Genomic DNA, 22,656 nt, shown 5'->3' on the forward strand with positions numbered 1-22,656 from the left:
TGAGATACCGTCTTGGTAGTCAATCAGGTTTTGAGATTATTCGACCAATAAATAATCTCTTTGATAGGCAGTCTGATGTTTTAAAACGCCATAACACAGATGTATAAGCTTGCGCATTGCAGCACCTAAAGCACACATTTTATTTTTACCCTGGCTTAATAATCGTTGATATAAAGCTTCAATGTGTGGATTATATTTAATCGCTGTTAATGCTGACATATACAATACTGAGCGTATTTTACTGTCACCTGCTTTTGATAAGTGACTTTGCTTGTTGACTGAACTGCCAGACAACTGATGTACTGGAACCAAACCTACATATGCAGCAGCTTGACTTGCTTTTTCAAACTTGTGCGAATGAAATAACCCCAACAGTAATAAGCCTGATCGTTCACCGATTGAAGGAATAGTTTGCAGTAATTTCAAATCCTGTTTCAATGTTGGATCTTGATCTATGTGATTATTTATTAACTTATCAATATTTTCAAGTTGCTGATTTAAATACTCAATATTCTCTTCAAGTAATTTAATCACAACAACGGAGGTATGAGTGGACTGCGCCTTTTCAAGTCGATTCTTTTCCTGCAATAGACTACCTAGATAGACATCTCGTCTGCCTAGTAAAGCTTTTAATAATCTGACATTTTCAGGTTCAGGCTGCCATATGATTAACTTTGCGGTGTAACCATAACGTGAAAGAGCTTCACTATCAGCTTTATCCGTTTTATTTAGCATGGACATGCCTTTGGCAAAGGCTCTTACTCGTGAAGGATTAGCCACACAAACCTTTACACCTGCATCATATAGATAATATCCCAAATTCTCATGATAAACCGAAGTCGCTTCCATGATTGCTGTCACTTGATCAGGTTCAATTTTAAGAGTGATGAGCCATTTGAGCAGACTGCCAAAGCCACTTTCTGTATTAGTAAATATTTTATTTTTTCTTTTTCCAGTCAAACCTTGAGGAAAAATGCAACAATCTATTTTGGTTTTACTGACATCAATACCTAGCATAATCATGGTGATATTCCTTGAGTTTAAGCTATGATTTTTATCCCATTAACCATCATCTTACCTTGTGAATACAGCATCAAAGTGCTTAGTTACCGTTCAGAGTTGTATGAGGGATAAGGGCAAATTGTAGGTTTTATCTCAGGTTCAAATTTAAGATTTTAGCAGCACTCCAAACTCTACAATTTGCGTATAGTGGTAGCTAATCACTATATCAATCAAGATACAAGTAGCACTGCTACGCAAGGGAGAGGTTGCTTGAGATAAATAGTCCTAAACCCTGAACGAGGCTTAAGTATTACTTTAAGCTGAAGTGCAAAAAAAAGAGGGCTTAAAAGACTAGGCCAATTCATCATCTTCTGGGCGCGGTGTTTTACCGAGTGGCAATGGCTTTTCACTATGTTTGTCACGGATCACGGATGGATAGGTCCATGAGGCATAGCGCACCACTAATATCGCAAAGGCCAGAATCAGAATCGAACCGGTAATAATCACCAGATCCATGCTGGCTTTATGCGTGTGTTGAATATCTGCAATCAGCAAACGGGTCAGTGCAGTAATGGCAATATAAATCAGGAAACGTACTGGCATATGGTTGGTTTTAAAATAGATGCCGACCATGGCACCCAGTTCCAGATAAATAAACAACAGAAGAATGTCGTCAATGGTGGCGAACTGTTTGACGGTCAGAATGTCGATGACCGTATGGCCAGCGGACCAGATCACCATACAGCCAATAATAAACAGCGCAATATAATGAAAGCTTTCTACAGCAAGATTACCAAGACGGTCGAGGAGCGCTTCAAATTTTTCAATTTTCGGACGTGATTTAGACATATTATCCTCCTGATTTTTCATGTGAAATAAAGATAGTTACAGAATAGCGTGCAAAGATCATGCACAGAATGATTGAATGAAAAATAAAGATTAAATTATTTGAACTTTTGCGCTTATTTTAGACTAAATTGCTATATTGTATGGGTGGTACATTGAATAAATAGGAGAAAAAAGTGTTAGATAAAATTCAAACAAAAATTAGCCAATTAGAAGCCGGAAAAAAATTAATCCTCGGCGTAGGCATTAAGGCTGAAGATATGCAAAAGGTGGTGGAGCTCTGCGAGTCTTTAGAGTCAGAGGGGAATATCAAAATTGTGAATAAACATTCGAATCCGAAAAGCAATAATCAGACGGATACCTTGCTAATTCAAAAAGTTTAATTGTTGCATTTTCATAAAAAACGCCTGCTGATGCAGGCGTTTTTATTGCAGATTTTTAGCTTAAGCTTGAGTCGTGAAATAATCTTCAGAGAAGTTCATGATGACGTCAGAACCTGATTTCACTTTAGTAATGCGTAATGCCAGTTCAGGCAGAATGCGTTGTACAAAGTAACGTGCCAGAGCGATTTTATTTTGATAGAACTCACCGTCTTTATTTTTCGCTGCATTGGTAATGCGCGCGAACATATAAGAGAAGCTCAACAGACCTACAGCGTGCAGATAGTCAACTGCGGTTGCATTCGGGAAGTCATGGCTTTCTCGTGCTGCTTCCAGAATGTACTGAGTCACCGATTCAACTTCAGTTGCTGCATCCAGTGTGGCATCTTTAATAAAGTTTAGATCCGCATCCAGACTATTGGCAAAGTCACGGATTTCAGAGATATATTCAGAGATATATTCGCCGCCACATTTAATGGTTTTGCGGCCGATCAAGTCTTGTGACTGTACACCGTTGGTGCCTTCATAGATCTGGGAAATACGTAGGTCACGGATACATTGCTCCAAGCCCCATTCACGGATATAGCCATGACCACCGAAGACCATTTGTGCATCTAGGGTCGCCTGGAATGCGGTATCCGTTAAATACGCTTTCGCGATTGGTGTTAATAGCGCAACGCGGTCATTGGCTTTTTTCACCGCTTCAGGATCAGTAGAGAATTTGGTGATATCCAGTTGCTGACCTACATAAACTGCAAAGGCACGCGAAGCTTCGTTATTGGCACGTACATTCAGCAGCATACGGCGTACATCACCATGCACCAGAATGCTATCCGCAGGTTTGCTTGGTGACTGAACGCCAGCCGCACTACGACCCTGTAAACGGTCTGTGGCATATTGCGCAGCGTTTTGATAAGCGAATTCAGAAGCACCTAGGCCTTGAATACCCATCGACAGACGTTCGTAGTTCATCATCACGAACATCGCAGCGAGACCTTCGTTTTCTTTACCAACGAGGTAACCTTTGGCACCGTCAAAGTTCATGACACAAGTCGCAGATGCCTTGATTCCCATCTTGTGTTCGATTGAACCTGGGCCGACCGGGTTACGTTCGCCAATAGAACCATCTTCATTGACCAAGAATTTCGGTACGATGAACAGGGAAATACCACGAGAGCCAGCAGGGGCATCTGGGGTTTTCGCTAGAACGAGGTGAATAATATTTTCCGCCAGGTCATGATCACCACCCGTGATGAAAATCTTGGTGCCGCTGATGCTATAAGTGCCGTCTTCGTTACGTTCAGCTTTGGTTTTGATAATACCCAGATCAGTACCGGCATGTGGTTCGGTTAAGCACATGGTGCCTGACCACTCACCCGAATAAATTTTAGGTAAATAGGTTTCTTTTTGTGCTTGTGAAGCATAGCTGTTCAGCGCCATGCCCGCACCAACAGAAAGCAGTGGATACAGCATAAAAGACGGGTTGGTGGCAAACAGCATTTCATCAGAAAGTACCGTTAGCATTTTCGGCATTTCCTGGCCGCCCCATTCCATATCTGCGCCCAGACCAATCCAGCCACCTTCTGCATATTGTTTGAACGCTTCTTTAAAGCCAGCAGGTGTGGTCACATTACCATTTTCAATTTTTGCGCCTTCTTCATCGCCGGTACGGTTCAGAGGAAGCATGACGTTTTGAGAAAATTTTGCCATTTCTTCAAGAATCGCTTCTGCTGTCGCAGCATCCAGATGCGCTAGATTTTCATTGGCCTGCCAGAATTGTTCTGCATTGAAGACATCGTTCAGGATGAATTTCATATCGGCAAGTGGCGCGTTATAAATTGGCATGGTGTGTCACCTGTTTATTGTTTGATTAAATGAGTTTTAATCAGTCTAAAACACTCAAAATCTGAATGTTAGACGACTAAAGGTTAATTCTGTAACTCTTTATAAAGAAAAAGGACTGCCTGTTGATTGACCGTCCTTTTTCTGAAATGTAGCTAGTCTGAGACTAACTTAGAATGCAAAGTGTTCCGCATCCAGGTTCATCAATGGCTCTACACCTGTCGCAATCACTTCAACGTGTGAACGAACGCGTGGCAGGATTTTCTTGAAGTAGAAGCGTGCTGTCGTCACTTTGGCATTGTAGAAATCAACCTCAGTGGTGCCCGCAGCCAGTTGCTCCTGAGCAACCAATGCCATACGTGCCCATAGGTAAGCTAGAGTGACATAACCAGAGAAGTAGAGGTAATCGACTGCAGCCGCACCCACTTCTTCAGGGTTTTGCATCGCGCGCATACCAATCTGCATGGTCAGATCGCCCCATTCTTTGTTCAAGGCAGCCAATGGTTCAACGAATTCTTTCATTGCAGCATTGTCTTTGTGCGCTTCAGCAAATTTATGGATGATCTTGGTGAAGTCTTTCAACATTGCACCTTGCGTACCCAATACTTTACGGCCTAACAAGTCTAGTGCCTGAATTTCAGTGGTACCTTCGTACAGGCAAGCAATACGTGTATCACGTACGATCTGCTCCATACCGTGCTCAGAAATAAAGCCATGACCACCGAATACCTGAACACCGTGTTTCGCAGCTTCAGAACCGGTTTCAGTCAGGAATGCTTTTGCGATTGGTGTTAGCAATGACAGGATGTTGTCTGCAAATTTACGGTCTGCTTCTTCTGCAGCATGTTCAACCACGTCAGCATATTGTGCTAATAGATAAACCAGTGCACGACCGCCTTCTGCATATGCTTTTTGCGTCAACAGCATGTTACGTACAGCAGGATGTACAATGATTGGATCTGCTTCTTTTTCTGGTGCTTTAGGGCCACTTAAAGAGCGCATTGCCAGACGATCTTTTGCGTATGCAAGCGCGCCTTGGAATGAACCTTCAGATGCTGCAAGACCTTGAACTGCTGTACCGATACGTGCTGTGTTCATGAACGTGAACATGCAGTTCAAGCCGCGGTTTTCAGGTCCAATCAGGAAGCCTTTAGCATTGTCAAAGTTGATGACACAAGTCGCGTTACCATGGATACCCATCTTGTGTTCGATCGAACCACAACGTACGCCGTTACGCTCGCCAATAGAACCGTCAGCATTCAGGTTGAATTTTGGCACGATGAATAATGAGATACCTTTGGTACCTTTCGGTGCACCTGGCAGACGAGCAAGTACGATATGGATAATGTTCTCTGCCATGTCGTGTTCACCAGCAGAGATAAAGATCTTCTCGCCAGAGATTGCGTAGCTACCGTCCGCTTGTGGTTCAGCTTTAGTACGGATAATACCCAAGTCAGAACCCGCATGAGATTCAGTTAAGCACATGGTACCCGTCCATTCACCTGAAACCAGTTTAGGCAGGTAAGCGTCTTTTTGTTCAGCTGAACCATGATGTTCTAAAGTACGAACCGCACCGTGAGACAGGCCAGGGTACATGCCCCATGCCCAGTTCGCAGTACCCACCATTTCAGAAATCGCGATACCTAAAGAGTTCGGTAAGCCTTGACCGCCGTATTGTTCTTCAGCAGAAAGAGAAGGGAAGCCAAGCTCGATGTATTTTTGGTACGCTTCTTTAAAGCCAGTCGGAGTCGTAACAACGCCGTCATTCCAGGTACAGCCTTCACGGTCACCGGTCTGGTTGATCGGAGACAATTCGTTTTCACAGAAGTCGGCCGCAGCTTCTAAGTACTGATCTACCAGCTCACGGCTTACGTTTTCTTGGAATGCAGGGAGATTTGCATAGTGTTGTTCAGCATTTAATAATTCATGCAACACAAATTGCATATCACGTATAGGCGCTTTGTATTGTGGCATATCGGTTTCCTCAATACTGGTTGAACCAGCGTTATAATCTTAGATGAACTAAAACCTGTCTTCACTGACACGGTTTGGAATGATCTAATCGTGCAACAACTTCCCCTGCGGTACAAGCTTTTCGGGGTGTTTTCTTGGTGACTGTAAAGTCAAAGATTAATCTGCATGACGCATTAAAGGTCTTGAGTATAAAGACTTTAGCCATATTCTGCAGGAAACGAATAGTCAACTGTATGCATGAAAGAGCACGCAATAAAAAAGCACCCGAAGGTGCTAGTCGTGAAGCCTTGATTCCTATGCATTAATAGGTAGAGGCTGTGGGCTGGAAACGGACATGACATTTGCCATTGATAGTTTGTTCGCTCATCTTGATCTGTGCAGCAGTCCCGTCTTTTTTGCCTTGACAGGCTTGCAGCATGGCTCGTTGATGTGCCTGATGTTGAGCGAGGCGCTGATCAAACTGTTTAGTCAATTCTGCACGTTTGGCATCCGTCAAGACTTCACCGTGCATCATGCCTCTACGCATATCAGCACGCATTGGACGATGCTCAGCTTTCATGTCGCGATGGCTTTTCATCTCTTTACGATCTGCTTTAAAGACCATCTTGCAGGTGCCGTCTATGGTTTTATCGCCAGTCTTGATTTGAACGGCCGAGCCCACAGCTTTATTGTCGCAGGCCTGTTGAAGCTGTTTGGCAAACTGCATGCGTTCTGCACGCTTTGCCTTAAACTGCTCACGCTGTTCGGGAGTTAGATGCTGTTTTTTGCCTTCATGATGTTTCATCATGTGGGGATGATCATTGCTTGGCACATTGCTGGTGGATTGACAGGCAGTCAACGCACCCATTGATAAAACACTTGCACTGATTAAAGCTATTTTTGTCATGGTTTGCATTGTATTTATCCTGTCAAGAAGCTGATTCTATGTTAGATAAAGATTAAACAATAAAGATGAAGAAACAATGAAGAGTTTTTTGCCTCGGTGTTCGCTACAATAATGAATATAGAAGAAAAATTGAGATTTTACTTTTGAACATTCGCCGTATTCCCATTGCATTACGTCTATTTTTGACCGTGCTGTTGACCACGCTGGTCATTACCACGGTGAGCCTAGGTGTATTGCATCTGAATATGCAGCGTAATTTCGCCCGCTATGTCGCTGATGTCGAAATGCAGAAGCTGGATTATGTGATTGAAAATCTGGCAGATGTCTATGCAGTCTATCAGGACTGGGGCAACGCGATTCAGGCACAGATTCTCCAGATGGAAGGTGAAGCCGCACCAGATGATTATGACCGATTATCACGCTGGTGGTTACGCCGCCAGTATGATATTGCCTTGCAGCAGCGTTATTTTCAGGAACAGACCTTGGCTCAAGTGGCACCGAGTATGGTGAATCCAGAGCTGCCACAACGTCAGGTCAATGAAGAAGAATTACGTTTACTAGCATCTAATTTGCCTTCCCAGTTTCAGCCTTTTGAAGGCTTGAAATTCCCGCTCAGTTCTAATCAAAATCTGTTTAGAACTGATCGCAAAAATGGTAAGCAGCCAGCCCAGCAACCGACTGGTAAAAAACAGTTTATTCAGATGCCGGACCGTCTTGGCCTCAGTTCACGTCTCTCACTGTATGATGCCAAGCGTCGTTTCGTAGTGGGTGAGGCTTCAGATGAACAGATTTCTTATCGCCCGATTATGGTGAATAATCAGATTGTCGGCTATTTGGGCTTAAAACCGGTACTAGATCAGGATGATGCGCTCAGTATTAATTTCTTCAGTAACCAAAAGCGTTATTTATTTCTGGTTTATGCTCTCAGTATTTTGGCGAGTCTGATAGCTTCCCTGTTATTGGCGACTTATTTCAAAAAACCGATTCAACGTTTGCTCAATGGTACGCGTGCCTTGACTCAGGGAAATTATCAATATCAGGTTAAAGTGAACCGGAATGATGAATTAGGTGATTTATTCAATGAATTAAATGCATTGGCGGTGATTCTGGATCAGCATGAAACCTCACGCCGTCAGTGGGTGGCAGATACCTCACATGAGTTAAAAACGCCACTAGCAGTCTTACAGGCACAGATTGAAGCGATGCAGGACGGAATCCGTAAACCAACGCCTGAACATTTTGCTTCCATGCTGGCTCAGGTGAACAGTCTGAAAAAACTGACCCAAGATCTGGCCGCATTGGCACAGGTCGATGCCCAGCAATTGCAATTCTATTTCTCGACGGTGAATCCGTGGGAGGTTGTGCAGCAGGAACTCATTAACTTCCAGCCGAACTTTGAACAGGCTGAATTAGTGGTTACTGCAGATGGCGAAGGGACTGATTTAAATCTGGATCTAGATCGTTTTAAACAGATTGTGGCGAACTTGCTGAGTAACAGTATTCGCTATACTGAAGCAGGCGGGCAAGTGCATATTCATACGACACAAGATGATAAAGAATGGACCTTATATATCGATGATAGTCCGTTTGGTCTGACTGATGAACAACTGGCGCGTATTGGTGAGCGTTTCTACCGTGTCGATGATTCTCGTACCCGGGCGACTGGCGGAACCGGACTGGGTTTGGCATTATCATGTAAAATTACGCAGGCGCTGGGCGGCAGCTTAAGCTTTGCACATTCACCACTGGGTGGTTTACGATGCAAGCTGAGCTTTCCTAAACAAATGAAACCATGAAGGGAATAGATTGATGAAACATGTCATGCTGGTTGAAGATGAAATCGAACTTGCACAGTTGGTGCGAGACTATCTGGAAGCTGCTGGTTTTGAGGTCAGTATGTTTCATGATGGGCAGGAAGCATATAACAGTTTTACCCAGCGTAAACCGAGTCTGATGATTCTGGACTTGATGGTGCCGCGTATGGACGGCCTGACCATTTGCCGTAAGGTACGTGAACAGTCAGATTTGCCAATTATCATGGTAACCGCACGTACTGAAGAAATCGACCGTGTACTGGGTCTGAATATGGGTGCAGATGATTATCTCTGTAAACCGTTTAGTCCGAAGGAGCTGGTCGCGCGCGTACAGGCTGTGTTACGTCGTCTGGATCGTAAATCAGAACCGGAAAGCAATGATTTATTCCGCATGGACAAATCACAACAGCGCATCTGGTATCAACAAAAAGCCTTGAATTTAACGCCGACCGAATTCCGTTTACTGGAGTTATTCCTGGAACATGTCGGACAGGTATATTCACGTGCGCAATTGCTGGATCATATTAATCCGGACAGTTTTGATGTGGCTGACCGTGTTATTGACAGTCATATCAAGAATTTGCGCCGTAAGATTTCAGATGCAGCTGAAACCGGTAACCGTCATGAGTGGATTCAGGCGGTGTATGGGGTCGGTTACCGTTTTGAATATCCTGAAGATTGATTAAGTTTTTAATGTTTAAGAGAGGCGAATAGGTGAGAACTTATTCGCTTTTTTTATATCTGAAACTGGCAAGTATAAGAGGGTTAAAAATAATGAATATCATGATTCGAGATGAGCAAATAGATGACATTCAGGCAATTGAAGAGTTAACAACAGCCGCTTTTAAAAACATTGAATATTCAAGTCATGCTGAACATTTTATTATCAATGCATTAAGGAAAAAGCATCAACTGACGTTATCGTTAGTTGCTCTTGAAAATAATATTGTTGTTGGGCATATTGCCGTGTCTCCCGTATCAATGTCTTCGGGTGCAGCAGGGTGGTTTGGATTAGGCCCTATTTCAGTTTTGCCTGATCAAAAAGGTTTAGGCATTGGTTCAAGGCTTGTATATGCAGCACTGGACAGACTGAAAGCATTGGATGCAAAAGGCTGTGTGCTATTAGGCGATCCCAAGTATTATGCTCGTTTTGGCTTTCAACCCATTGCCGATTTAGTTTTGGAAAATGTACCAGCTGAATATTTTCAAGCGATCAGTTTTGATGGGGCTTTTCCGAAAGCCCAGGTATTTTATGATGAAGCATTTAATGCAACTAAATAACTGACGGTATATTGAATATTATTCTAATGATGAATCTTAAATTTTTTATATACATTATTCCTATACAAGGTGGGAACTTATCGTACTGTTTTAAGTAGCTCAATTCGCTGCCGATCGACTTTCTTTAACTTTAATACTACTAACTCATAAGAATTTAGCACCAAATCTCCAACCAAAGACCCATCTAGTTCTTCATCTTCATAAACTGAGATCCAGTGCTGCTTATTCATATGCCAGCCTGTACGGATATAAGGATAAATGTCTCGAAGCATGGCGCCGTGTTCAGGCTCGACTTTTAAATTAATCGCAGCTTTTCCTTGCAAATGAAAAGTCAGCATAAAGACTTTATCCATGACTTTATAAACATCACAGCCCTCAGCAAAAGGCTGAGTCACAGTGACTTCAGGAAGTTTTAAAGCAGTAAATGATGCAATTTGATGTAAAGACATAAGCTATGGATAAATCATCAGAAAACTGTGGATAATGCTTAAATTATCCACAGTTTTTGTTTGGGATGTGAATAAATTAAGACGAACAGCTGACCATGACTTCAGGCACGTCACTCGGCAATGGCGCTAAATCTTCAGGCTGTTCCAAATCGGGCTGTTTCAGGTAAGGCTGACTGAGTAATTTAAACAGACGGTCGACTTCAGAAAAATCATCCCGTTCTGCCAGTTCAATGGCTTTCTGTGCCATATGATTACGCAGAATATAATGCGGATTGGCCAGTTGCATGGCGGCGTCTAATTCTTCAATATCTTGGTGTTCACGGATAGATTCATATTGCGCCAAGAATGCTTCAAACTGACGACGGTCTAAGCAATCATCTTTCATGGCTTCATAGTCTTTATTTTGCAACCGGATAAAACTTTGGGTGTAGTCCAGTTGTTCACTCTGTAAAATGCGCAGAAAGGCCATTGCGCAGTCAAAACTGTCTTTATGGAAACTTGGCAAGCCCATTTTCTGGTTTAAACCATGTTTATAATGCTCTAAAAATGTTGGCTCATAGTGCTCCAGACACGCTGCTAAATCCTGTTTCCATTGTTCTTTGTCATAATCTGTAGGGCAGAGCGGCACCAGATTGTTTAACCATTGCCACAAATTCCAGTGTCCGATACTTGGCTGCTGCTGATAGGTATAACGCCCTTGGTAATCCGAGTGGTTATTGATCCAGTTCGGACGGAAGCGCTCCATAAAGCCATAAGGACCAAAGTCCAAAGTTGAACCGGTAATATTCAGGTTGTCGGTATTCATCACGCCATGTGCAAAACCGACCAGTTGCCATTTGGCAATCATCACCGCAGTGCGCTGAATAACTTTGGTGGCAAAGCTCAGAATCGGCTGTTCGTCTTGCAGACATTCCGAATAATGCCATTCGATACATTTCTGGGTAAATTCAGCCAGCAGATCTGGCTGATACTGATTGATCCATTCGAAATGACCGAAACGGATATGACAATCCGAAGTGCGCAACATCATCGCGCCCGGCTCTAGCTTCTCACGCTGAATACCTTGCATTGATGAAGTAAAACCGACCGCATTACTGGATGCTACACCCAAGGCATTTAAGGCATGACCCGCCAGATACTCACGAATGACTGACCGCAGCACGGCACGACCATCGCCCATGCGTGAATATGGCGTTGCACCAGCACCTTTTAGATGTAGGTCAATGGTCTGCTGGTTCTGATCCAGAATCTGAGCAATCAACAACCCACGACCATCTCCCAACTGTCCTGCCCATTGCCCAAACTGATGGCCTGCATAGACCATAGCCAAAGGTTCAAACTCAGCAAAGACTTTCTGACCACTACAAATCTCGACCCATTGCGCCTTGTCTTCATCCGACCATTGTAGTTGTTCTGCCAAAGCGGCATTGAAGTGCCCGGCTTTTGCACCTTTTAACGGCAGCGGAACTTGATGATGATAGAGGCGAGCAGGTAGTGTTTGATAGCGAGAGTTAAAATACATAGCATCAGTACAGGATTGGAATACATGAACTATAACAAAGATAGCTGTATAAAACTGTTGTATAAGCGAGAGTTCACGTTATCTTTCGGACATAAAAAAAGCCCCAATCGGGGCTTTAGTGTTCAACAGCTTTTATTGAGAAACTGCAGATTTTTTCAGATTACGAACCAGTAGATTCAAGGTTTGACGATGATGGGAAAGACGCTGTTCAACCAGCTGGAATTCAACTTTCAGCTTGTCATCCATCTGATGGATTTTTTCAGCCATCGATGCTTTCTTGACCTGAATTTCCTGTTCTTTCAGCTTCGCCCAGTCATTTAAAGTTTGGGTAAATGCATCATATTCCTGTGCGATCTTGGTTTTTACCGCCGAGATATCTTCAGAAACATCATGGCCATATACCGCAAGATCCTGTTCAGCATATTTAAACTTCATTGCCAATTCCGCTTTTTTGATATTAAAGCTAGGAATGCGGCGCAAGTTTTTAGCTAAACCAAGTTTAGAACAAGTCCAAATCAACCATTTAGTTGGATCGTACTGCCACCATTTCACGCCGTTACGGTAATCGTATTGGAAAATATGGTGATAGTTATGATAACCCTCACCCCAAGTTGCAACCGCGAGTACGAAGTTGTCACGTGCAGTATTTTCGTCGGTATAAGGACGATTTCCCCACATGTGGCACAGTGAGTTAATGAAGAAGGTCACATGATGGCTCAGGATTAAACGCATTAATCCACCCAATAGCAACACGCCCCAGACATCGCCGACTGCCCAGCCGATTGGAAGTAAAATCGCAGCATGAACAGCAATCACTAAAGGAACGTAGTATTTGTCCTGAAACATTACCACTTTGTCTTTTAACAGATCTGGCGCATTTTTATAGTTGGCAGCACCAGATGGATAATCACGTAACATCCAGCCAATGTGTGCATACCAGAAGCCTTTATTGATCGAGTACGGGTCTTGATCAACATCATCGACATGACGGTGATGGGTACGGTGACCAGATGCCCAGAATAAAATACTGTTCTGTACAGCAAATGTACCCATAATCATCAAGATGATTTTTAATGGTAAAGTGGCTTCATAAGCACGATGTGCCCACAGGCGATGGTATCCTGCTGTAATGCCGAGGCTGCTTACGCCCAGTAAAACAAACATACTGATCCAAGCGGCAGCGCTAAAATCATGGTGATACGCATACAACGGAATCGCGATCAGGGCTACGATTGGTAAAAATACCAATGCAAACACAGCAATCCAGTTGATGGGGGCTTTGGGTAAGGGAGCATTCATCTCCAACAGCACTCCTAGAACCTCGGAAGGTATAACAAAAAGCAGAAACTACTGTTGGTTTTAACAGCAGCCTATCTTGTCCATATTAGCATGCGCCCTAAGGCATCACTAGCATTATTGTACGGTTGTATTGTACTTGTCGGTAACAGAATAAGTAGGGCAGAAGTGACCATTTTGCGAGCGTAGACAGGCTCTGATTTCCGACTAAGTAACTGAGGATTATCACTCTTTCAGAAAATGGAAACGGAATGAATCAGATGAAAATCGTTGTTCATAATTTCTACAATATTATCAGGAAATTTGCAGAATATAGAGGTTGGGCAACTTAATTTCACTTTTAAATAAAATCTGATTAAGGAAGGTTCACACTTTCATTATTGCGTCATCGAAATGAACTGGGTCAAGAAATACCTAGATCAATCAAGGCTAAGAGAGATTATTTAGAGTTGTTGTAGCATCAGTTTTGGATAATCGGTAATCAGCCCCTGAATGCCCCAGTCTCGCAGCTGTTTCGCACGGGTGATATCATTGACTGTCCAGACACTGATATTCAACTCGGCAGCCTGCGTGGCTTGAATCAGGTCTTTACTGGCCATTTCGTCCATCCAGCCAATATGACAGCATCCAAGTTCCAGCGCCTGATCAATGGCCTGATGTTTGACATCGGTTTCAATCAATAAACCGCGTTTTAAACGTGAGTTTTGCTGTTTGAAGGCATCCAGAATTTTGGCATCAAAGCTGGTAATAATGGCTGCCTGCTCATAGCCTTGTAACTGCTGTTCGACTTCAAACGCGATTTTTTCAGCTGCTGCTTCAGATGCTACGCTTTTAATTTCGACTTCAATATGCTCGAAATTTCGAATGACATTTAAGGTTTGATCGAGCAATGGGGTCGCTTCGATTTTATTCCATTCTGACCAGGCCACTGCGTGATTATATTGGGTAAGATCTTGACGGTTACACTCGTATAGATGCTTCTGCAAACCGGTGGTACGCACAAAGTCGTCATCATGCATGATGATTAAGGCATTGTCTTTGAGCTGACGGACATCAAACTCAACGGCGCGAATGCCGATCTCCTGAATATATTGAAAACCGCCCAAGGTATTTTCAGGGGCTTCGCCACGTGCACCACGATGACCAATTATGCGCATAAGATGCTCATGAGTGGGAAAGTTAAGTTCATTTTGCGAGGGCTACGTGACAGAAGGATGACACTTTCTATTTTCGTCAGATGCTCTGTAAAATCAAGAGACATCTGATGGGTATTTTCAGATGCTAACTTGAAACATAATTTTACTTTTCGATGCTGTCATTGATATTTTTTTGCCACAGCACTTCGGAACCGCCCTCGCTTCGTTGCAGGGTGCGTGATGCTACAAATAACCAGTCCGATAAACGGTTAAGTAGTTGCAGTGACGCTGCCTGAATATTTTGGTCACGGTGATGAACTGACATTACGCTGCGTTCTGCACGACGGCAAACCGCACGAGCCTGATGGGCAAAACTACATACCAATGTGCCTGCCGGCAGAATAAAATCTTTGAGCATTGGTAAGGCCGCATTCATTCGGTCGATATCATTTTCCAAAAACTCAATCGATACCGGTTGCACCAGATTAAAACCCGGAATGCAGACTTCGCCGCCCAGATCAAATAGCCAGTGCTGAATCAGGCTTAAAGATTTATCCCAAGCGGCTTGATCTTTAATAGTGCTTGCTGAAATTTGTGCGCGTAATACGCCAATCACGGCATTCAGTTCGTCGACATCGCCGAGTGCATCAATACGTAAATCATCTTTGGCAACACGTGAGCCATCACCGAGTCCGGTAGTGCCTGAATCGCCTGTGCGCGTGTAAATTTTACTTAAACGGTGGCCCATATGTGTTCCTTGAATTTTTAATGAAGATAATAAAAAAGGATAATGTCGGTCATAACATTATCCATAAACTGCGCTGTTTTAAAGTTTTTTGCTGTTTAGAGCTTAGTATTTAAAAGTGATTCCAATAGAAGCGAGGCGGTCACTGGCAATGTAATAAGATGTGGCATCATTAAATGCTGTTTTGTAATTGGTATCACCTAGGTTACGAATATTCACAAAGGTTTTTAAGTGAGGATTCACTTGCCAATAGGCATTCATATCAATGACTGCATAGCCTGGAATAAGGCCTTTATCCTCCTTAGATTTACCTTTAGCTACTAAAGACGTGGACGCACCATACTGACCATTATCCCAACCCAAGGTTAGGTTGAAGTTTTGGCGTGGGCGATTTGGCAAATCTTTATCTTTATCATCGTTCTTGGCTTGAATATACGCATATTCAGCATTGGCATAGAAGTCATCTTGTGTCAATTTTAAACCCAATTCAGCACCATTAAAGGTGGCGCTGTCCATATTTTCAAATACCCAGTTGGTATCTCCGTTAGAGACCATAATATTGTCGACTTGGGTTTGAAAAGCAGAACCGTATAATGTCATTGATGGGGTGATTAGATGATCAAAACCAATTTCATAAGATACACTTTCTTCTGGTTGTAGGTCAGGATTACCGCCCCACCAAGCGGGTTCACTAATAATTTGCCCGACAACTGGGGCACGAAATGCTGTTCCGACATTGGCATAAATACTTGATGTAGGGCTTAGGGTATGTCGAACAGCGAGTTGTCCTACACTATGTGTACCAAATTGCTGATTGTCTTCAACTCGAATACCCGCTTGGGTGCTGATGACATCATTTTGATATTGGTGCTGTAAATAATAGCCAGTGCTATCATTTTCATCTTTAAAGGTGTTTAAACTTTCAGCTTCTGTCTTATTGTAATGTACACCCGCAAGAAGTTTATGCTCGGCGTTGATTTGCCATTGAATATTGGAATCTATTTCTTGTTGTTCAGTGATTACAGTCGATGGATAAGCGCTTTGTACAATTACGTATTCATCTTCAAATTGTGATAGGCGAGTTTCCCACACTAAATTTGGATTAAGCTTAAAATAACCTTTAATATTATAAAGGCGATTGGTGAAATCATAAGCTTCTGGTGCACCAGAAGAGAAGTAGTCGCCGTGACCTTCATTTTCTTTAAATTCCGCTGACAATCCAAAGTTGTCTTGATCAACGCCTAATTTCGCTGAATAGCCTTTTTGATCGAAACCTGCTTTTTTAGCTTGATTGCTAATAATTTGGTCACCATCTGTTTCTAGGCGTTGCCCACGAATTTGGGCGTAATAGCCATTTTCAGCAGCATCAACACCGACAAGTGATTTGTAGGTATTTTTTTCACCGACTTCGACCGTTGTAAACGCACTATTTTCTGTCGGTGTTTTGGAAATGAGTTGAATTACACCTCCAATTGCATCAGTACCATATTGTACCGATGCAGGGCCTTTTAGAATTTCAATTTGCTTAATGTCTGTCGTATCAATTAAATGTAAATTTGTACCTGCAACAGTTGCGGTATTTGAGCGCATACCATCTTGTAAAATTAAGGTATGTGCGGCATTGCTGCCACGCAAGAAAATTGAAGCTGGTTGACCATAGCCACCCACTTGTTTGACTGATAGCGCTGCTTCTTTCGTTAATAATGAAGGTAAGTCAGCAATAGGGGATTGTTGAATCGTTTTTTCATCAATCACATTTAGACGCATCGGCACATTTTCAATATTTTGTTCGCTGCGTGATGCCGTGATCACAATGGTATCTAAAGATGCTTTCGCAACTTTTTGCTCGTTAGCAAAAACAGATGAAGTGGTACCCAACGCAAGTGCGATCGCACCTACCAAGGCAGTAGGTTGACAATGAAGTGACATGTTAAAGCTCCATACATTCACTTCCCCGTGAATGATTGAGTTATAGAACACAGCAAGCAGGTTTCCGGACTTAAATGTGCAAAGCAGCGACTTTGCTGTATATCCACCTTCCCACATCAAGATGCAGTGGTGTAAACCAAAGAGTTTAAATTGAGATACGTTTCATTTTTTACCGTTGCGGGGGCAGTGCTGGATTTACACCAGCTTCCCTAAAGCCTGAAGGCTTGGACTTGCTGCAAAGTGAGCGCAGTATAAAGTCAATATGAGTTATACACAATCTGCATAGAGAATAATCCAGATGAACTTTACGCAAGTCAGAAAAATTGCATTACAATGATTTGCCCCAATCTTATAGATTGTTCAATACATTGGTAGATCTAGAGCCAACATAATATGCGAACCCGTGCCAAAATTTGTGGAATCACCCGAGTTGAAGATGTACATGCCGTAGTCAATGCTGGCTGTGACGCGATAGGATTTGTATTTTATCCACCGAGTCCACGACATGTTACTTTAGAGCAGGCTGAAATCCTGATCCGGTCGGTTCCAGCTTATGTACAGGCGGTGGGCTTATTTGTGAATAGTCACGCAGATGAAATTCAGGATATTCTTAAAACCGTTCCACTGGATATTTTACAATTTCATGGCGATGAAACACCTGAACAGTGTCAGGCCATCACCCAGCAGGTCGGACGCCGCTGGTATAAAGCCATTCAGGTAAAACCTGATCTGGATGTGGTTGCAGAAATTCAGCGTTATCAAGATGCAGGCGCAAGTGCAGTACTATTAGACGCATGGCATCCTGACCTGAAAGGCGGCACAGGGCACAGCTTCGATTGGGATACATTTCCCAAACTCAATCTTCCCTTGGTCTTGGCAGGCGGTTTAAATCCTGACAATATCGAACAGGCAATTCTCACCACACAGGCCTATGCCGTGGATGTGAGTGGCGGTGTCGAGTCCGCAAAAGGTATTAAAGACCAACAACTCATAGAACGCTTTATGCAAGGAGTCCATCGTGGATCAGCAAAGTACTAGCCAGAACAGTCAGGCAGTTGACTATACCCAATTCCCGGATGAACGCGGGCATTTCGGTATTCATGGCGGACGTTTTGTGTCAGAAACACTCATGGCGGCTTTAGAAGACTTGGAAAAGCTCTATTTCCGTATGAAAGATGATGCGCAGTTTTTGGCAGAATTTGACCGTGACATGGCGTTTTACGTCGGTCGTCCGAGTCCTTTATATCATGCTGAACGATGGTCGAAAGAGTTGGGTGGCGCACAGATTTACCTGAAACGTGAAGACCTGAACCATACCGGTTCGCACAAAGTAAATAATACAATCGGTCAGGCCTTACTGGCGAAGCTTTCCGGCAAGAAACGTATTATTGCCGAAACAGGGGCAGGCCAGCACGGTGTGGCGACGGCCACCATCGCAGCACGTTTAGGTCTTGAATGCGTAGTATTCATGGGCGCAGACGATGTAAAACGTCAGGCGATGAACGTCTACCGTATGCGTTTATTGGGTGCGACGGTTGTGCCGGTAGAAAGTGGCTCCAAAACATTAAAAGATGCCATGAACGAAGCCATGCGTGATTGGGTGACCAATGTTGATTCAACTTACTACGTCATTGGTACCGTGGCAGGTCCACATCCATATCCGCAACTGGTTCGTGATTTCCAGTCGATCATTGGTCGTGAAGCACGCCGTCAGATTCTGGAACAGGCTGGCCGTTTACCAGATGCCCTAGTGGCATGTGTCGGTGGTGGATCCAATGCCATGGGCTTGTTCTATCCATTCCTGAATGACCAAGATGTGAAAATGTATGGTGTTGAAGCAGCAGGTCATGGGATTGAATCAGGCAAGCACTCTGCGCCGTTGAATGCCGGTCATGTCGGTGTACTGCATGGCAACCGTACTTATTTAATGTCGGATGCACAAGGTCAGATTATCGAAACCCATTCAATTTCTGCAGGTCTGGATTATCCGGGTGTGGGTCCGGAACATAGCTTCCTGAAAGATATGGATCGTGTTAAATACGTACCAATTAATGACCAAGAAGCGCTACAAGGTTTCCGCGACTTGACCAAGATTGAAGGTATTATTCCGGCGTTGGAAAGCGCACACGCCATGGCATACCTGACCAAACTTGCACCGACCATGGACAAGGATCAAATTATTCTTGCGACGGTTTCAGGTCGTGGTGATAAGGACTTGATGACCGTTGCCCGTATTGATGGCGTGGAAATGGTAGAGATGTAAGTTCCTTAAAGTCCTCTCCTTATAGGAGAGGGTTTGGGAGAGGTTATTTCAAATAAAAATCGTGCTAAGTTTTCTTAGCACGATTTTTTATGGAGTCAATTTTAAAAGAACCCGCTGGTCTGGAATTAAGAAAATTCACCTTGCGCGCGTTCTTTGGCCCATTCACGTAAAACAAATTTCTGTAATTTACCGGTCGAGGTTTTTGGAATTTCGGTAATCACCACATCCTTAGGCACTTTAAAGCGGGCCAGATGTTCACGGCAAAATTCCATAATTTCTTCTTCAGTGGCCTTGGTGCCTTCTTTGAGCTCAATAAAGGCACAAGGAACTTCCTGCCAGCGTGGATCAGGCTTGGCGACTACCGCTGCAGTCAGCACCGCCGGATGCTGATACAGTACTTCTTCCACTTCAAGCGATGAAATATTTTCTCCGCCAGAAATAATCACATCTTTGGAACGGTCGGTAATTTTGGCATAGCCATCCGGTTGGCATACCGCCAAATCTCCCGTATGGAACCAGCCACCGGCAAAGGCTTCTGCTGTCGCCTCAGGATTTTTCAGATAACCTTTCATCACGATATTGCCACGGAACATGATTTCACCCATGGTCTGACCATCATGTGGCACTTCCTGCATGGTATCCGGATCAAGCACTTTCATGCCATCTTGCAATGGATACGGGACGCCTTGACGTGAATGTAACTGTGCCTGTTCCTGAATAGACAGATCGCTCCAGCCTGCCTGTGAAGCGCAGAGTGCAGAAGGGCCATAGGTTTCAGTCAAGCCGTAAACATGCGTTACGTTAATACCGATATTGCGCATGCCTTCAATAATTGCTGCTGGAGGTGCGGCACCCGCCACCATCACTTCGACACGGTGATCAATCTTGGTCTTTTTCTCTTCAGGCGCGTTAATCAACATCGACAGAACAATCGGTGCACCACAGAAGTAATCGACCTTATGTTCAGCGATCAGCTTAAAGATCCGTTCAGCATCAACTTTACGCAAGCAAACGTTGGTTCCACCGTTGGCCGCCATGGTCCAGGCAAAGCACCAGCCATTACAGTGGAATAGCGGCAGTGTCCATAAATAGGTGGCACGTGGTGTCATGCCACAGGCAATAATATTACTGGCTGCGTTAATGTAGGCACCACGATGATGATAGACCACGCCTTTCGGGTTGCCGGTGGTCCCAGAAGTGTAACTTAAGCTGATGGCATCCCATTCATCTTGAGGTAAATGCCATTCAAAGTTTGCATCGCCTTGCGCAATCCAGTCTTCATATTCGATTTGGCCAATACGCTGGTCTTCACCTTCAAACTCTGCATCAGCCACATCAATGACATAAATGTCTTGTGAAACTAGAGCGAGTGCTTCAGTCGCAAGTGCAGTAAATTCAGGATCAACCAATAATACTTTGCTCTCAGCATGTTCCAGCATGAAAGCAAGGGTCTTGGCATCCAGACGGGTATTTAAGGTATTCAGGACGGCACCTGCCATTGGTACAGCAAAATGCGCTTCGATCATGGCAGGGACGTTAGGCAGCAGGACAGACACGGTATCATTTTTACCGATGCCTAATTTTTGGAGTTGGTTGGCAAACTGACGACAACGGTTGTATTTCTCACGCCAGGTAATACGACGCTTACCGTGAATAATCGCGTTCTGGTTTGGATAGATATAAGCTGCACGATCAAGATAGCGTAAAGGTGATAAGGCTACAAAATTCGCGGGGGTACGCGGTAATTCATCATATGCGCTAACCATTGTAAAACTCCGTTCTATATTTATTTTCATATCCTGTTGAAAAGATATGTATTTCTCAGAAATCTTGCATTTATGCTTTAGTCGAGTACGATTTTACAAATTTTAAGTATTTGAATATTAATAAAAATATTTAACCCTACTTAAATGTTTTGAACGCATGGGTTCCCAAGTTTGATTTTTTAGGTATTTTACTCTAGTTCAGCCATTAAAATAATATGAGCCCAGGAAGAATAATGAAAATACAACAGGCGAATGACGTCTGGCGAAACTGGTCGGGGAGCCAGTTCAGTGCCGCTCGGATTGTTCAGCCCAGCCAGATCAGTGAATTACAAAGTTTAGTGAAGACCCATGCACACATTCGTGCAGTGGGTGCAGGACATTCATTTAGCCCATTGGCCAAAACAGATGAGGTGTTGCTTAATCTCGATTTGTTAAAAGGTATCGTTGCCTTTGATCAAGAGAAAACCCAATGCACCGTGCGGGCCGGGACGCGTTTATATGATTTGGGGAAAGATCTGGTACCGATCAATCAGGCCTTAATCAATCAGGGCGATATAGACCAGCAAAGTCTGGCCGGAGCGATTTCTACCGGAACGCATGGCACGGGCATCGATTTACCTTGCATCTCTGCTTTTGTGGAAGGCTTTGAATTGCTGACCGCGGATGGAGAGCTGTTGCAATGTCATCGTGAGCAGAATGCTGAGATATTTCAGGCTGGACGGGTGGCATTGGGCAGCTTAGGCATATTGACCCAAATAACCCTGCAAAATCGACCACGATATAAACTAAAAGAACAGATCCAGCTCTGTTCATTAAAAGACATATTTACCCATATTGGTCAATGGAAACATCAGCACCGACATATTGAGTTTTGGGCTTTTCTGCATGCCGATCAGGTGATACTGAAAACCCTGGATGACACGGAGGATGACATTCAGCCGAGACAGGAAAGCTGGCCTTCGGAAGATACTTTATTAACCGTATGTTCGGAATTGACGCGACTTTTCCCAAAGACAAATCCCTATCTGCAAAAACTGCTGAGTGTGTTTGTTAAATCGACTTGCTATGTAGATTGGTCATCCCGGATTTTTCCGACCTCGCGCAATACCAGATTTAATGAAATGGAATATCAGATTCCGGTTGAGCAAGGTTTGCAATGTCTGGAAGAGGTTTTAGCGACTTTAAGGAAGCATAAGGTGCCGATGTTTTTCCCGATCGAGTTCCGTTATGTCAAAGGCGATGAGATCTGGCTGAGTCCTTTTTATCAGCGCGATTCAGTTTCCATTTCCATTCATCAGTTCTATAAACAGGATTATCATGCGATTTTTGATCTGGTCGAGCCGATTTTACAGAAATATCAGGGACGACCGCATTGGGGCAAGTTACATAGTATGAGCGCAGCATCACTGCGCGAACTCTACCCGAAATGGGATAATTTCATGGTGCTACGTCAGCAATTGGATCCACAGCAAAAATGGCTGAATCCATATTTAAAAGAATTGTTTTTATCTGGGAAATGAGGAGA

The 22,656-nt window shown here is 43.6% G+C and carries 19 protein-coding genes and 1 riboswitch; of the genes, 7 read left to right on the forward strand and 12 right to left on the reverse strand.

Annotated elements, in window-relative coordinates; all coding sequences use genetic code 11:
- Nucleotides 1-36: 36 nt before the first annotated feature.
- Both ACNPNW_RS00215 and ACNPNW_RS00220 read right to left on the reverse strand, forming a co-directional pair.
- Nucleotides 37-1,023, reverse strand: coding sequence for an IS110 family RNA-guided transposase (locus tag ACNPNW_RS00215; RefSeq protein WP_005251678.1), 987 nt, complete (start codon nt 1,021-1,023; stop codon nt 37-39).
- A 330-nt stretch (nt 1,024-1,353) separates the two neighbouring features.
- On the reverse strand, nt 1,354-1,851 hold the full coding sequence (locus tag ACNPNW_RS00220; protein ID WP_004647497.1) for a phosphate-starvation-inducible protein PsiE: 498 nt from the start codon (nt 1,849-1,851) through the stop codon (nt 1,354-1,356).
- Between the two features lie 173 nt (nt 1,852-2,024).
- Between ACNPNW_RS00220 and ACNPNW_RS00225 the strand changes: the two genes are divergently transcribed.
- Nucleotides 2,025-2,231 carry a hypothetical protein gene (locus ACNPNW_RS00225; protein WP_005261855.1) on the forward strand — a complete coding sequence of 69 codons (207 nt, stop codon included), beginning with the start codon at nt 2,025-2,027 and terminating at the stop codon, nt 2,229-2,231.
- A gap of 60 nt (nt 2,232-2,291) precedes the next feature.
- On the opposite strand, the gene ACNPNW_RS00230 is transcribed toward ACNPNW_RS00225, so the two are convergent.
- From ACNPNW_RS00230 to ACNPNW_RS00240, 3 genes are all read right to left on the reverse strand, one after another.
- Nucleotides 2,292-4,073, reverse strand: coding sequence for an acyl-CoA dehydrogenase C-terminal domain-containing protein (locus ACNPNW_RS00230; RefSeq protein ID WP_005103290.1), 1,782 nt, complete (start codon nt 4,071-4,073; stop codon nt 2,292-2,294).
- A gap of 168 nt (nt 4,074-4,241) precedes the next feature.
- Nucleotides 4,242-6,044, reverse strand: a complete 1,803-nt coding sequence (locus ACNPNW_RS00235; protein ID WP_191112206.1) for an acyl-CoA dehydrogenase C-terminal domain-containing protein — start codon at nt 6,042-6,044, stop codon at nt 4,242-4,244.
- 301 nt (nt 6,045-6,345) lie between these two features.
- The gene (locus ACNPNW_RS00240; protein ID WP_138743080.1) at nt 6,346-6,939 is read right to left on the reverse strand and encodes a hypothetical protein; all 594 of its coding nucleotides are present in this window, start codon (nt 6,937-6,939) and stop codon (nt 6,346-6,348) included.
- Between the two features lie 134 nt (nt 6,940-7,073).
- On the opposite strand from ACNPNW_RS00240, the gene baeS reads away from it, so the two are divergent.
- From baeS to ACNPNW_RS00255, 3 genes are all read left to right on the forward strand, one after another.
- Entirely contained in the window at nt 7,074-8,726 is a 1,653-nt protein-coding gene (gene baeS / locus ACNPNW_RS00245; protein ID WP_191112207.1) for a sensor histidine kinase efflux regulator BaeS, read from the forward strand.
- A 13-nt stretch (nt 8,727-8,739) separates the two neighbouring features.
- On the forward strand, nt 8,740-9,426 hold the full coding sequence (locus tag ACNPNW_RS00250; RefSeq protein ID WP_004278304.1) for a response regulator: 687 nt from the start codon (nt 8,740-8,742) through the stop codon (nt 9,424-9,426).
- 92 nt (nt 9,427-9,518) lie between these two features.
- The gene (locus ACNPNW_RS00255) at nt 9,519-10,025 is read left to right on the forward strand and encodes a GNAT family N-acetyltransferase (protein ID WP_129716412.1); all 507 of its coding nucleotides are present in this window, start codon (nt 9,519-9,521) and stop codon (nt 10,023-10,025) included.
- Nucleotides 10,026-10,102: 77 nt separating this feature from the next.
- Here ACNPNW_RS00255 and ACNPNW_RS00260 read toward each other — a convergent pair whose 3' ends face one another.
- The 6 genes from ACNPNW_RS00260 to ACNPNW_RS00285 form a co-directional block, all read right to left on the reverse strand.
- Entirely contained in the window at nt 10,103-10,474 is a 372-nt protein-coding gene (locus ACNPNW_RS00260) for an MmcQ/YjbR family DNA-binding protein (protein WP_129716414.1), read from the reverse strand.
- A gap of 76 nt (nt 10,475-10,550) precedes the next feature.
- Nucleotides 10,551-11,996, reverse strand: a complete 1,446-nt coding sequence (locus tag ACNPNW_RS00265; protein ID WP_191112208.1) for a protein adenylyltransferase SelO — start codon at nt 11,994-11,996, stop codon at nt 10,551-10,553.
- Between the two features lie 132 nt (nt 11,997-12,128).
- Nucleotides 12,129-13,295, reverse strand: coding sequence for an acyl-CoA desaturase (locus ACNPNW_RS00270; protein WP_004647507.1), 1,167 nt, complete (start codon nt 13,293-13,295; stop codon nt 12,129-12,131).
- 440 nt (nt 13,296-13,735) lie between these two features.
- Nucleotides 13,736-14,449, reverse strand: coding sequence for a glycerophosphodiester phosphodiesterase (locus ACNPNW_RS00275; RefSeq protein WP_191112209.1), 714 nt, complete (start codon nt 14,447-14,449; stop codon nt 13,736-13,738).
- A gap of 142 nt (nt 14,450-14,591) precedes the next feature.
- Nucleotides 14,592-15,176: a cob(I)yrinic acid a,c-diamide adenosyltransferase gene (locus tag ACNPNW_RS00280; protein WP_191112210.1), complete on the reverse strand. Its 585-nt coding sequence runs from the start codon at nt 15,174-15,176 to the stop codon at nt 14,592-14,594.
- Between the two features lie 102 nt (nt 15,177-15,278).
- On the reverse strand, nt 15,279-17,102 hold the full coding sequence (locus ACNPNW_RS00285) for a TonB-dependent receptor plug domain-containing protein (RefSeq protein WP_191112211.1): 1,824 nt from the start codon (nt 17,100-17,102) through the stop codon (nt 15,279-15,281).
- A gap of 38 nt (nt 17,103-17,140) precedes the next feature.
- Nucleotides 17,141-17,351, reverse strand: a riboswitch (cobalamin riboswitch).
- Between the two features lie 144 nt (nt 17,352-17,495).
- Here ACNPNW_RS00285 and ACNPNW_RS00290 point away from each other — a divergent pair.
- Together ACNPNW_RS00290 and trpB are read left to right on the forward strand one after the other, a co-directional pair.
- Nucleotides 17,496-18,140, forward strand: a complete 645-nt coding sequence (locus ACNPNW_RS00290) for a phosphoribosylanthranilate isomerase (protein WP_191112212.1) — start codon at nt 17,496-17,498, stop codon at nt 18,138-18,140.
- The gene (gene trpB, locus ACNPNW_RS00295; RefSeq protein WP_191112213.1) at nt 18,121-19,365 is read left to right on the forward strand and encodes a tryptophan synthase subunit beta; all 1,245 of its coding nucleotides are present in this window, start codon (nt 18,121-18,123) and stop codon (nt 19,363-19,365) included. Before ACNPNW_RS00290 ends, trpB begins: the two co-directional genes overlap by 20 nt.
- Nucleotides 19,366-19,490: 125 nt before the next feature.
- On the opposite strand, the gene ACNPNW_RS00300 is transcribed toward trpB, so the two are convergent.
- Nucleotides 19,491-21,131: an acyl-CoA synthetase gene (locus ACNPNW_RS00300; protein WP_191112214.1), complete on the reverse strand. Its 1,641-nt coding sequence runs from the start codon at nt 21,129-21,131 to the stop codon at nt 19,491-19,493.
- 233 nt (nt 21,132-21,364) lie between these two features.
- On the opposite strand from ACNPNW_RS00300, the gene ACNPNW_RS00305 reads away from it, so the two are divergent.
- Entirely contained in the window at nt 21,365-22,651 is a 1,287-nt protein-coding gene (locus tag ACNPNW_RS00305; RefSeq protein WP_191112215.1) for an FAD-linked oxidoreductase, L-gulonolactone oxidase family, read from the forward strand.
- The last annotated feature ends 5 nt before the right edge of the window (nt 22,652-22,656 follow it).

This window comes from Acinetobacter endophylla (assembly GCF_053543775.1).